The organism is Algoriphagus iocasae (assembly GCF_014206875.1).
GTDB lineage: Bacteria > Bacteroidota > Bacteroidia > Cytophagales > Cyclobacteriaceae > Algoriphagus > Algoriphagus iocasae.
Map to the genome: position 1 here is coordinate 56942 of NZ_JACIJO010000003.1, position 13476 is coordinate 70417.

Here is a 13476-nt window from a genome sequence, read left to right on the forward strand (position 1 = left end):
ATCGTATGATTACTGAAATTGTCCCACAAAAACAGATTAGCTCTAAAGATAAAATTAGAGTAGAACCGTTTCTGGCGTTTGGAAACAAGCAGCAGGTTTTTGTTAAAGGCCGAGTAGTGACCTCTTATAGCCGAAAAAAGCCTACTTCTAGGAATTCCTGGATAAAAAATATTCTAGCCACCATTCGTAGGTATTCTGTAAAAAGCATTCCGGAGGCTTTAGTGGAGATCCAGTTTCATGATAAAAACCTGAAGGTCAGAACTGATGAGGATGGGGTTTTTGAGAAACAAATTGAGGTGGAAAATCCCAATTTGGAAATTCCTGAACATGTGAACTTGAGGGTGCTTGAGCCAATCGAAAAAAATAAGCCGGTATGGGTCAGTAAAAACGTCCAAAGGTTTGATGAGGAAGAAGGAGTTATCTCTGATATAGATGACACAATTATCATTTCTCATGCGACAGACCTTGGGAAAAAGTTTTGGCTTTCAATCTCAAAGAATGCCTATACAAGGAGACCTCTTCCTGGTGTCTCTGACTTTTATAAAGAATTGACAGGAAACGGTGAAAGACCCCTTTTCTATGTGTCAAGCAGTGATTGGTCAATGTATGATCTGATTCGTGACTTTATGCGATTCAGGCATATTCCTAAAGGACCAACTTTATTAAAAGATAAACATCTCAATCTTAAGAATATTTGGAAATCGGGTGGTGGAGATCATGGCCATAAGCTGGATAAAATAATTTTCCTGTTTAACCTATATCCACAGATGCGATTTTTCTTGATAGGGGATAGTGGACAGCATGATCCGGAAATATATGCGGAAGTGATCAAAAGATTTCCAGGTCGGGTAATTGCAGTCTTTATCCGGATTGTGGGTGACTTGGAATTAGATAGAAAAGCCAAACTCGATGCGGAGGTTGGAATGGAGAAATTCTTCTTTGTGGAGACCTCAGAGCAGGCGATGGAATTGGCAAATAAGCATCAGTTTATTAAAAAATAAGAGTATGAGAAAAGTATGTTTGTTTGTTTACAACCCGATTTCGGGGGACAACACAATAGAGAGGGAAGAATTGATCGAAAAGCTTGATCTGAAACTTCCTGAATACGAAGCCCAGGTTTTTGAAACTACTGGTGAAGATGATGCCATAAAGATCAAAATGGAATTTGATCGAGTTAGGCCTGATCTGGTAATGATCGGTGGAGGAGATGGTACTGTGAAGCTCGTGGCAATGGCCTTAAAAGAGGTAGAAGTTCCTTTGTGTATTGTGCCGCTTGGCTCTGCCAATGGTTTGGCAAAATGCATGGGAATTAATACAGTGGAGGATGCATGGGAGGCTATCCGTAATTTTAATTTACATCCAATCGATGCGATTCGAATCAATGATGAGATTTGTCTTCATATGGCAGATTTTGGCTTCAATGCCAACTTGGTCAAAAAGTTTGAAAGTGTCGATGGCAGAGGAATGCTGGCCTATATCAAGAGTTCTCTTTCTGAGATTTTCACGACAGAACCAAAAGTCTATCGCTTGAATATCGATGGTCAAAGTCGTGAAGTCGCTGCCAAAATGCTTGTGATTGCCAATGGCGATCAATATGGAACCGGTGCTTTGATCAATTGTAGAGGTAAAATGGATGATGGGAAATTTGAGATCATTGCCCTTAATCCAGAATCTGCGAAAGACTACATCCGAATGACTTTGGCAATGTTTAAAGGAGATTTGGAAGAACAAAATTCCTCCAATGTTTTCCGCTGTGAAACCTGTGAAATAGAAAATCCGGAGGAAGTTGAGTTTCAAATTGATGGCGAAACAATGGGGAAACCTTCAAAAGTTATTGCCAAAATTGAGAAAGCTGCATTTCAGTTTCTGACATCCAAACAATATGCAGCCTGCCAAAAGGATCTTTCCTAGACTTTATAAAGTTATTGCCCCAAAATTTAAGAGTTTTGTATATCTTCCTTTTTCAATATTCTCTCATCCCATGATCAAGAAAGTTATTCAATTCTTTTCTCTTGCTATAGTTTGTGTAGCATGTACCCAAAACAAAGCAGAAGTTTCTACTAATTCATCTGAGAAGCAGGATTCGCAGTGGATCACTATGTTTAATGGTGAAAACCTAGACAGCTGGATTCCCAAAATCCAACATCATGAAACTGGAGAGAATTATGCGAATACATTTCGAGTAGAAGATGGCATTATTGAGGTGAATTACGATGACTATAATGAAGGTTTTAATGATCGCTATGGTCATTTGTTTTATGAGAAACCTTTTTCCTCATTTCATATGACTTGGGAATATCGATTTACCGATCAGTGGATGGAAGATGCTGCGAGCTACACTTATCGAAACAGCGGCGTCATGTTTCACTCACAGGCTCCCAACTCCATTCTAAAGGAGCAGGATTGGCCGATTTCTGTAGAATGGCAAATGCTTGCCGAAGAGGAGGAGGGTGTTCCTAGACCTACAGGAAATATGTGCTCTCCAGGAACAGACGTGTTTTTCGAAGGGGAAAAAGACCCTCGTCACTGTATCAATTCTACTTCGGATACTTACAAATGGGATGAATGGGTAAGAGCAGATCTCATCGTTTTTGCAGACTCGTTGGTTATTCACTTAGTGAATGGAGATACTGTTTTGCAATACACCAAACCACAAATTGGAGGAGGGACAGCTAACAGATTTGACCCAGCCATAAAAGTAGATGGTCAACTTCTCAAAGAAGGCTACATCGGTCTTCAGAGTGAAGGTCAAGGGGTATTATTCAGAGATCTAAGAATTAAAGAACTATAAATTCAGGTTTTCTTTGGAATGAAAAATTCTGCCTAAATTAAATGGTCAGAGATTTTTCACTTTATAAAAAGGAAACCATGGAATCAAAACACGGATTTTTAAAAATGTCAATGGCAGAATTTGCTGTTTGGATTCAAGAACAGCGGATAGCTAGAACCATATTGACAGTCCAGCAGCATCATACTTGGAGCCCAAGTTATACCCATTTTAATGGAAATAACCACTTCGAAAGACAAGCTGCGATGAAAAATTATCATGTCAGGAATAATGGCTGGCAGGATATAGGACAACATTTCACCTCTTTCCCAGATGGAACAATACTTACAGGAAGGTCATTGGAATCCACGCCGGCCTGTATTTATGGAGCCAATAGAGATTCGATTTGTATTGAGCACTTTGGCAACTTTGATCTCAATGGAGATACTATGACAAATGCACATCGGGACACTATTGTCCAGATGACTGCAGCTTTATGCGACAAATTCAGATTGCCCCTCAATAGCTTTAGCATTATTTACCATCATTGGTTTGACCTGAATACCGGAAAGAGAAATAATGGAACCGGTACCAATAAATCCTGTCCTGGTACCAATTTCTTTGGAGGAAATAAGGTCGATAATTTTAATGCAAACTTTTTGCCTTTGGTGGCTCAGCAGCTTCTAGGAAGACCAGCTCCAACTCCACCGGATGCGATCCAAAAATATGTGGTTGTCACCGCTTCTGCTCTAAATGTCCGAGAACTTCCTTCTGGGAGTTCATCGAAAGTGTCGAATCGGGAACCTGCTCAGTTGGGAGCAGTATTGAGAATTTATGATGAGTCAAACGGTTGGCTGAAAATCTCTAACAGCCAATCCCACTGGGTTTATGGGAGATATACAACCGATGTGAAACGTGCCACAGTCAATGCGAATGTCTTGCGGGTAAGAAGTGGGCCAGGAACCAATTTTTCTATCGTTGACAACCTCATGCAAAATGAAGAAGTGTTTATTTCTCAGGAAGTAAATGGCTGGTGTAAAATCAGTCTTGAGGAGAAATGGCTCAGTAAATCCTTTTTGGATTTTTCTTGATACTCCCAATCCAATAAAAAATCCGACAATCATTATAGCTGTCGGATTTTTTTATTGCTCCAATTTGGATTGAATCAAGCAGTTTGACCTGCATTTATCCTAGCTTAGATAAGCTCTCTTCCAAAGCTTTGATTTTTGCTTCAGCATCGGCTTGCTTCTTTCGCTCCATCTCTATCACTTTTTCTGGAGCTCCAGATACAAAACGTTCGTTGCTGAGTTTCTTCATCACAGAATTCAAGAAGCCTTTCGTATAATCCAGTTCTTTTTGGATGTTGGCTTTTTCCTCCTCCACGTTGATGGAATCTCCCATCGGTACAAAGCACTCATCAGATTTAACCACGAAGCTGATTGCATTTTCTACTTTGACTCCGAAAACCAAAGAAGAAAGGTTCGCCAGCTTTATCAAAACTGATTTGAAGCGTGTGTACATCGCTTCATTTTTGGCATTCACAGTTAGATCAAGAGCTTCTTTTGGAGACATTCCTTTAGATGCACGTAGATTTCTAACTTGAGAAACTACTTCGAAAATCTGATTTGCTTCTTCTATAATCTTACTATCAAAAGCCTTTTCTTTCGGCCAGGATGCCAAAATCAAAGACTCTTCTACCGATCTTTCTTTGATTTGATGCCAAAGTTCTTCCGAGATAAAAGGCATAAATGGATGAAGAATTTTCAGAATGTCTTCAAATATCGCAATGGTCTTATCGTAAGTCGCTTGGTCGATAGGATGCTGATATTCCGGTTTGATCATCTCAAGGTACCAAGAACAGAAATCTCCCCAAACCAACTTATAAGTAGTCATCAGAGCATCAGAAATTCTGAATTTGTCGAAATGCTCATTGATCTCTACCAATGCTTGGTTGAATCTATTTTCAAACCATTCAATGCTGGAAGCATTTTCACTTCCATCCAATTTCGGGTCGATTTCCCATCCTTTTACCAGTCGGAAAGCGTTCCAGATTTTATTGGCGAAGTTTCTTCCTTGCTCGACTAATTTATCGTCATAAGGCAAGTCATTTCCAGCAGGGGAAGAGAACAGCATTCCAGTACGTACGCCGTCTGCACCGTTTTGAGCAATTAGATCTAAAGGATCAGGAGAATTGCCCAAGGATTTAGACATTTTTCTACCCAGCTTATCACGTACGATACCTGTTAGATAAACATTCCTGAAAGGCTTTTCACCCATATATTCGTATCCAGCAATGATCATTCTAGCTACCCAGAAGAAAAGGATCTCAGGAGCAGTTACCAGATCGTTCGTAGGATAGTAATATTTCAAATCCTCATTTGGCTTGCCTGTAGTGAAGACCTCCGAGTCGAACACAGAAATCGGCCATAGCCAAGAGCTGAACCAAGTATCCAATACATCTTCATCCTGATTCAAATCAGCTGCAGTAAACTGATTGCCAAATTGTTCATTTGCGATTTTAAGAGCTTCTTCGGCAGTTTTTGCAACAACAAATTCACCGTTTGGAAGGTGGTATGCAGGAATTCTATGTCCCCACCAGAGTTGACGGGAAATACACCAATCACGTACATTTTCCATCCAAGAGCGGTACATGTTCTTGAATTTTGGTGGGTACAATTGGATCACGTCATCCATCACAGAACTGAGTGCTGGCTTGGTGATTTCATCCATTTTCAGGAACCACTGCAAAGAAAGTTTTGGCTCGATGACTGCATCTGTTCTTTCAGAATGACCAACGTTAGATTTATAATCTTCGATTTTATCCAATTGGTCGATTTCCTTCAGCTTCTTCCCAATCATTTTTCTGGCGACAAAACGATCTTCACCAACTAAGATTTGAGCTTTCTCATTTAATGTTCCATCGTCATTCAAAATATCGATGACCTCCAATTTATGCTTCAATCCTAGCTCGTAGTCATTGATATCGTGGGCAGGTGTTACTTTCAAGCAACCGGTGCCAAATTCCATATCTACGTACTCATCTTCGATGATTGGAATAGGACGATTGATCAGAGGAACAATTGCTTTCTTTCCCTTCAAGTGGGTGAAACGAGGATCATTTGGGTTGACACAGATCGCCACATCGGCCATGATTGTTTCAGGTCGAGTAGTAGCAATCGTCAGGAATTCATCTTGCGTTCCCTCAATTTTATATTTGATATAGTAAAGCTTTGAAGCTATCTCTTTGGTGATTACCTCATCATCTGAAAGGGCGGTTTTTCCTTTTGGATCCCAGTTGACCATACGGATGCCGCGGTAGATTTTTCCTTTTTTGTGTAAGTCCACAAAAACAGAGATCACCGCATCGCTCAAGCCTTCATCCATGGTGAAGGCGGTTCGGTCCCAATCACAAGATGCACCCAATTTCTTGAGTTGGTCTAAAATGATTCCACCATATTTTTCTTTCCATTCCCAGGCATGCTTCAAGAATTCTTCACGGGAAATAGATTTTTTATCAATTCCCTGTTCTTTCAGCATGTTTACAACTTTTGTTTCAGTTGCAATAGAGGCATGGTCAGTACCAGGTACCCAGCACGCATTTTTGCCTTGCATTCTGGCACGTCTGATCAATACATCCTGAATGGTATTGTTTAGCATGTGACCCATGTGAAGGACCCCGGTGACGTTAGGTGGAGGGATTACGATGGTGTAGGGCTCTTTATTCGGATCAACTTTCGAAGAAAAAAGCTTGTGCTCCATCCAGTAAGCATACCACTTGGCTTCCGCTGAGGCTGGATCGTATTTGCTGGCAATAGACATAAATCGGATAATTAATTGAGGTGCAAAAATAGGGAAAAAGCCTATTTTGGAGGCATGATTATGTGATCAATTATTGGAAGTGGGGAAAATAGCTGGATCAGAGCAATAGTATTGACTCTATTGTATCAGGCAAGTGAGTGAGTGACTTAACATACTTTTTTCATCCTGAATGGATTCGGTGTTTTTTACCCCGAAGAGCTAGACTAGATGTCGTATCACCTTTAAAGAAGTTAGACTTGCTAATACCTATTATTGTGTTTTTTGAGTCAATATTTAATCTCCAATACCTCAAATATTCGATCTCCTTTGGTTAAACTTAAGGTGGCTTTTTCACCCACTTTTTTGCCAATTAAAATCATGGCAATTGGAGAAATAAAAGAGATTTTGTTTTTAGAGATATCTGCTTCATCTACGCCTACTAGTTGATAGGTCATTGCCTTAGGACTTTTTCCGATTTTGAGTGTTACTTTCGCTCCGAAACGGATTTCATTTTTTGGTTGATCGTTTAAGTCCACAATTTTGGCAGTGGCAATTCGCTCATCCAGCAACTTAATTTTTGCACTAATGAAATTAGAAGCGATCCGCTTTTCTTGTTCTGTAGCAGCTGTGATGTTGCTTTTCTCTTTAATGAGACCCTGTTTTTCGGCTCGCAATTCAGCTAATCCATTTTCAGTGACATAGTTGGTGATTCCATTTGGTAAATCAGCTCTTGGTGGAACTAACGGGGTTTCTTCCTGATCTTCTTCTTTTACAAATCCTCTGCTCATGGTCTGGATATTCAACTTTCAAAAATAAATAAGGAGTTTAGGAAGGAATAAGTTTCATTAAACATGCTGGAAAGGAGTTTTCAAAAGAATAGGCTTATTCCCTTTTTTCTAAGTAAACCACTTCTTGATCTAAATGGTAAGTCATATTGAAATCGAGCAATAAAGCTTGTCCTATAAGCCCATCTCCTATTCTTTCTGAAATTTCATTTAAAGGATCGACTTCAAAAACAACTGGAATATTTCTCCATTCTTTTGTTCCAAGTTCAGCAGAACGAATTTTGCCTCTTAGATTGTTGGTAATGGTTGAATCTATACTGAACCCTTTTCTACTTTTGTATTTTTTTTGAGGGTCTAATAAGTCATATTTAGTAGTCACTTGGTTGTGTAATGTTATGTGATTGGCAGCACCAGTATCAATTTTTAAAATCATGGATAGACTTTCTTTTGATTTTTTTGGAGTAACACTCACAGGTAAACCAAAATGTCCCGATTCCAGATTAATTATTTTTAGAGGTCTTGAGTTACCAGAATACTCATAATTGGCAGGGGAGAAAAAACGCATTTCCATAGCATCAATGTTTGTTTCTACCACTAGTTGATTGAGCAGGTCCAATCCCAAAATACCATCAACATTTGTTTTAAGGTACTCACTTAAATGAGATAAATCCATCAAATAGAATGTGACGTCATTTAGTTCGGAATCTTCTCCAATTGATAAGTGGTTGTTTTTTGAAGTTTTTGAAACTAGTGGCTTTCCTGCAGTTCCAATTTTTGTTTCGCCAGAATAAGAAAGGTCTATTTTATCTTCTAGCCTTTGGTCAATTGCTGTAACTCCAGCGCCCGAATCAAACATGAAATTCCACGATTGTGAGTTGTCATTTATTTTAACTTCTATAAATATCAAATTCTCTACAATCTGAATTGGGGTCTTATCTATAATTTGCATCCCAAAAATTGGATGAATGCTTAAGATTAAAATCGAAATTATCAGGAGCTTCTTCATTTGAAATAGCGGTTAAAGTAAAGGCTAACTTAATGTATCTCAATTTGAAGCATTAAAAAAGGAGTCTTATACTTTTAGAGTTCGTTTCATAAGATTATGAAATGATAGCTAAAGGATTTTTAAGGTATTTGGTTGGAGATAAATATAATTTCACCTGAACTAATTTTAAACATAAAACGCCTAAAGGAAAGGTATTCAGAGGTATACTGACTTTGGATCTTTTCAAAAATTGATTTCGGAAATTAATGGCTTTTGATTTCATCATTTAACCCTAAATTTGTCTCTTGAAAGATTTTTACACATGAGCGAAAGTACATTTAACACCTTGAGTACCTGGGTGGAAGTTCCCAAGAATTCTGATTTCACTATTTACAATCTGCCTTTCGGGGTGTTCAAAAACAAAAGATTGAGTCCAAGAACCGGTATTGCGATTGGAGATAAAATAGTTGATTTGAGCATTTTGGATCAGGAAGGATTCTTTTCTGACTTATTCCTGCCAGAAGGGATTTTTCTGAATGATTCGTTGAATGAATTGATTTCTCTGGGTAAAGTTCAGACGAAAAAGATCCGCGAAAGAGTTCAGGATTTGCTTTTGGCAGACAATGAAAAGCTAAGAGACCACTCTGTAAGAGGAAAAGTAATGGTCAATCGGAAAGAAGCTGAGATGCTTTTACCGGTGAAAATCGGTGACTATACAGATTTCTACAGTTCGATGGAGCATGCTACCAATGTTGGAAAAATGTTTCGTGATCCTGAAAATGCCTTGTTGCCAAATTGGAAACACCTTCCAGTTGGATACCATGGAAGAGCATCGAGTATCATTCCTTCTGGCGTGCCTGTGTACCGACCAAAAGGCCAGTTCAAAACCCCTGACATGGAAACTCCTGGTTTCGGTCCATCCAAAAAGATGGATTTTGAATTGGAGCTGGCATTTATCACTGGTAAGCCGACCAAACTGGGAGATTCGATCAGTACTGCAGATGCAGAAGATTATATTTTCGGTTTCACCTTGTTTAATGATTGGTCAGCAAGAGATATTCAAGCTTGGGAATATGTGCCTTTGGGACCGTTTTTAGGGAAAAGCTTTGCATCATCCATGTCTCCATGGGTGGTGACTTTAGAAGCCCTAGAATATTTCAGAGTGGAAGGTCCGGTTCAGGAGCCGCAGGTTCTTCCTTATTTAAGCTGTGAAAAAGCTCATAGTTTTGATATCAATTTGGAAGTTTATATTCAACCTGATGGCAAGAAGTCATCAAAAGTTTGCCAATCCAATTTTAAGAATATGTATTGGAATGTCGCTCAACAATTAGCACATCACACAGTCAATGGATGTAATATTAATGTGGGAGATTTAATGGCATCAGGTACCATTTCAGGAGAAACTCCTGATTCTTTTGGTTCCATGCTTGAGCTTTCATGGAATGGTAAAAACCCTATCAAATTGGAACCTGAAGTGGAAAGAACTTTCCTTGAGGATAACGATACCGTGATCATGAAGGGCTTTGCAGAAAAGGATGGGATCCGTGTAGGATTTGGGGAAGTAAGATCCCAGCTGCTACCAGCGAAATAAGAAACGACTTTATATATCACTACAAAGGCTTCTATTAATACAATTAGAAGCCTTTTTGTTTTATATTTTCATCTTTTTGGGTTAAATATTTTTACTTTGTAAGTAGTTGTTATTCAGTATTTTGTATATTTAGATAACCTATTGAATCTCGGTTCCCGCAAGGGATTTTGGCATTCGCCTCATTTTTTATCCGGATGCTACTTATTTACAAATGCATTCATTTTTAAACCCATTTTACCATGGCAAAACTTAGAAATCTTTCGATTACTACTCCATTGCTTTTTGCTTTTCCGCTGAAAAGTGAATGGGCAATTACCCCAATTGACCCTGCTGCCCCGATCAACTCAGGTGGCTGGGAGGATGCTGGCACTCTGAAATTTTCCAGAGGATTCGTAATGGCTAAAAACGATGCTAATTTTCTTTACTTAGCTTTAGATGTCGTTTATGATACCGGAAATGACAATGGAACCAATGACTATTTTTGGTTGAGTTTTGATTACAACCGTGATAGAGCGATTACCAGTAATGTAGATGTCAACTACGGGAATTATCCGAATTATCCCAATAAACTGGGGATTCAGAAATACCTTGGTCCCGGCAAATGGACTGGGATAACTGTTCCTCCAAAATCTGAAGTAGTTCAGGAGTTTGGGCCAAGTCCCAACTCGGATACAAGCCATAGAATCTGGAAATTCAAGATTGATCTAAAAGAAATTAATGTGGCGCTTTCATGGCCACTGAGCACTCCTTACACTTATTTTGGATTTAGAGTTAGATCAAGCAATCCAGCATTTACATCTGACTTCCCTGGAAATTTCTACAAAGATTTTACAAAACTCAGACAGCTGATTTTATCTAGAAAGCCAAGTATTCCTAGCACTGACTTAGGACCACTTGTAGGAAGTATCGGCTTGATTCCAACAACAAAAATTTTAGCTTCAGGAAGAGCAACTACAGATCCGGGATATTATGTTCACGTGCAAAATGCCGCTTTTGGAGGGACCTTAAACCTAATCGGTAATCGTACGAAACTTCAACAACTTTGGGCAGCTAATAACAAAAAATATAAAGTAGAAATTGCTGCTCCGGGAGGATCCTACACTAAGCTGATCAGTAATTGGTCCAATTATCGATGGACCGGGAGCACGTATGCACTAGAGTCCTTTGCACCATCTTCGTATGGATATTATCAATTGGCAAACCCCGGAATTGATTATTCAATTGATGATTTGCTGATTCAGTTTCCTACCACTGCTTTGCTGCCGGGTTTGTATAAGATCAAAGTGACTTTTTATGTGGGCTCGGGCTATACCAGTATTGCGGCAGAACAGGAGCTGAAAATTTATATTGACAATCATCTGCCTGCTACCAATATTGAAAGCGTGAAGCATGGAGCAAACGAAGTTTCAGCTTGTGCGATTGAGACAATTGGAGCCGCGCCAGATGGGTTGACATTTAGAATAACCGCCAATGATCCGGAAGGTAATCTGAGAGGTGTCAGTTTTTATGCAACCTACGGAGCAGGTTTATCTACTTCGATATATTCAGAATCCTATAGCCCAAGTATGGGTAATTGGGCAGGTTTTACGAATAAACTGATTCCTGTTTCTGGAAATTGGAGGCCTCCTCAATCCTGTGCTTATAGTTTTATTGTGGTGGCAACTGCAAGGACTACGAATGGATATTCTTACATCGGGAAAAATTCAACTCACCGAAATTTGACGCTATTGGTTTAATCAACTAGCTATTAAAAGCAAATACCACCTCAGATGTTCTGAGGTGGTATTTTTTAATTTTTTAAATCGAGATTTATTTAAAACCGATCTCTCCGAGTCCATCGTGGCTGATTTTGATCGCTTCCATTGGATCAAGACCGAAAGTTTGATCTTGCTCTACCAAGTAAAACTCCATACCAGACTTTTCTTTTTCGTCAAGAATTCTCTTGAAATCGATGCTTCCAGTATTTACAGGAGCAAAATTTCCCTCAGCATTCATGTCTTTCACGTGCCAAGCCTTGAATCTTCCTGGGTATTTCTCGAAGTAAGTCAAAGGATCAACCTCAGCTTTTGTTACCCAAAATAAGTCCATTTGAAAGTTCACAAACTCAGGATTGCATTTCTCAAGAAGGATTTCTTCAATGATAGTGCCATCAGCCATCGGCTTGAATTCAAAATCATGGTTGTGATAAAGAAGCTGAAGTCCAGCATTCTTACATTTTTCACCCAATGTATCCATGATTGCTACCAACTCATCTGCAGTACCTTTCATTCCCATGCCATCTTTACCAAAAGTAAACATGCCCATTGGCGGAACAGGAATTACAAAATATTCAATACCGGCAGCTTTTACATCAGCGATCAATTGGTCTGCATTTTCCATGGTTACCATGCCCATGTGGGCACTTTTTGCGGTCATTCCCAATGACTCTAAATAAGCCTTAAACTCTGAAGGAGTCATTCCATAGAATTTCCCATCCTCATAATTTGCGGCTTCTACATAGGCGTATCCAGCGTCAGCAACAGCTTGAAGAGTAGCTTTTGGATTGCTTGCCATAGAATCCCGAACGGTGTAAAGCGCCAACCCACCAAAGCTTGCAGGTTCGGCAACTACAGCTTCCATGGTTTCTGTACTTTCTTCAGAACTGGTTTTGGAGCTACATGCTGTAAATGCAATTGCAGCCATCATTACCAGTGATAAGGTTAAATTGAAATATTTTTTCATAAGGGTTGTTTTTTAAAGGCTACAAGATAGCCAAATCATCAGAATATGCAGAGCCTCATATTAATAAGTGGAAACTTATTTTGCCTAGAAATTTCAAGATAAATAAACAAATCGCTGTTGAATCGTTTTAATAAATACATACAACTTAATACTACGATGAATACAGTTAAAATTCTAGAAATAAAGAAACTGACACACGATGTGAAGCAATACAAAGTAGAAAAGCCGTCGGGGTTTGAATTTACTCCAGGGCAGGCTACGGAAGTTGCGATCAATAAATCAGAATGGAAAGAAGAGAAAAGGCCATTTACTTTTACTTCTTTACCTGAAGATGAACATTTGGAATTTGTCATTAAATCCTATCATGACCAAGATGGTGTTACCAATCAGTTGGATCATTTGAAACCGGGAGATGAATTGCTTATCGATGATTCTTGGGGAGCAATTCATTACAAAGGAACTGGTGTCTTCATTGCTGGGGGTGCGGGAATCACACCTTTTATTGCGATCATCAAATCCCTAAAAAGCAAAGGGAAACTCGATGGGAATAGCTTGATTTTCGCAAACAAAACTCAAAAGGATGTGATCTTGGAAAGCTATTTTAGAGATAATCTGGCTGAAAATTTCGTTTCCATCTTAGATGAAGAAGAAGCTTCGGGTCATGAAAGTGGCAGGGTCGATGAGGAGTTTTTGAAGAAGCATGTTTCCGATTTTTCGCAACATTTCTATGTATGTGGTCCGGATCCAATGGTGAAAGCTATTAGCAAAACACTAGAAAAACTGGGAGCGAAACCAGATGCCATAACTTTTGAGTAGTAAAACAAGCAGG

Annotated in this window: 11 protein-coding genes; 7 read left to right on the forward strand and 4 right to left on the reverse strand. The window is 39.2% G+C overall.

Annotated features, from left to right (window positions below; all coding sequences use genetic code 11):
- Positions 1-5: 5 nt before the first annotated feature.
- From FHS59_RS14625 to FHS59_RS14640, 4 genes are all read left to right on the forward strand, one after another.
- Positions 6-1001 carry a phosphatase domain-containing protein gene (locus FHS59_RS14625; RefSeq protein WP_184496165.1) on the forward strand — a complete coding sequence of 332 codons (996 nt, stop codon included), beginning with the start codon at positions 6-8 and terminating at the stop codon, positions 999-1001.
- 4 nt (positions 1002-1005) lie between these two features.
- Positions 1006-1911: a diacylglycerol/lipid kinase family protein gene (locus FHS59_RS14630; protein WP_184496166.1), complete on the forward strand. Its 906-nt coding sequence runs from the start codon at positions 1006-1008 to the stop codon at positions 1909-1911.
- 70 nt (positions 1912-1981) lie between these two features.
- Positions 1982-2791, forward strand: a complete 810-nt coding sequence (locus FHS59_RS14635; RefSeq protein WP_184496167.1) for a 3-keto-disaccharide hydrolase — start codon at positions 1982-1984, stop codon at positions 2789-2791.
- 77 nt (positions 2792-2868) lie between these two features.
- Positions 2869-3858 carry an SH3 domain-containing protein gene (locus FHS59_RS14640; protein ID WP_184496168.1) on the forward strand — a complete coding sequence of 330 codons (990 nt, stop codon included), beginning with the start codon at positions 2869-2871 and terminating at the stop codon, positions 3856-3858.
- A gap of 94 nt (positions 3859-3952) precedes the next feature.
- Here the strand turns inward: FHS59_RS14640 and FHS59_RS14645 are convergent, their stop codons facing one another.
- From FHS59_RS14645 to FHS59_RS14655, 3 genes are all read right to left on the reverse strand, one after another.
- Entirely contained in the window at positions 3953-6586 is a 2634-nt protein-coding gene (locus tag FHS59_RS14645) for a valine--tRNA ligase (RefSeq protein ID WP_184496169.1), read from the reverse strand.
- Between the two features lie 266 nt (positions 6587-6852).
- Positions 6853-7353, reverse strand: a complete 501-nt coding sequence (locus tag FHS59_RS14650) for a GreA/GreB family elongation factor (RefSeq protein ID WP_184496170.1) — start codon at positions 7351-7353, stop codon at positions 6853-6855.
- A 94-nt stretch (positions 7354-7447) separates the two neighbouring features.
- Positions 7448-8299: a retropepsin-like aspartic protease gene (locus tag FHS59_RS14655; protein ID WP_184496171.1), complete on the reverse strand. Its 852-nt coding sequence runs from the start codon at positions 8297-8299 to the stop codon at positions 7448-7450.
- Positions 8300-8657: 358 nt separating this feature from the next.
- Here FHS59_RS14655 and fahA point away from each other — a divergent pair, with 358 nt between their 5' ends.
- Both fahA and FHS59_RS14665 read left to right on the forward strand, forming a co-directional pair.
- Positions 8658-9926: a fumarylacetoacetase gene (fahA, locus tag FHS59_RS14660; protein ID WP_184496172.1), complete on the forward strand. Its 1269-nt coding sequence runs from the start codon at positions 8658-8660 to the stop codon at positions 9924-9926.
- Positions 9927-10165: 239 nt separating this feature from the next.
- Positions 10166-11662: a hypothetical protein gene (locus FHS59_RS14665; protein ID WP_184496173.1), complete on the forward strand. Its 1497-nt coding sequence runs from the start codon at positions 10166-10168 to the stop codon at positions 11660-11662.
- 73 nt (positions 11663-11735) lie between these two features.
- Here FHS59_RS14665 and FHS59_RS14670 read toward each other — a convergent pair whose 3' ends face one another.
- A complete protein-coding gene (locus FHS59_RS14670) occupies positions 11736-12647 on the reverse strand; it encodes a sugar phosphate isomerase/epimerase family protein (RefSeq protein ID WP_184496174.1) in 912 nt (303 codons plus the stop codon).
- 156 nt (positions 12648-12803) lie between these two features.
- Between FHS59_RS14670 and FHS59_RS14675 the strand changes: the two genes are divergently transcribed.
- Entirely contained in the window at positions 12804-13463 is a 660-nt protein-coding gene (locus tag FHS59_RS14675; RefSeq protein WP_184496175.1) for an FAD-binding oxidoreductase, read from the forward strand.
- Positions 13464-13476 lie beyond the last annotated feature (13 nt).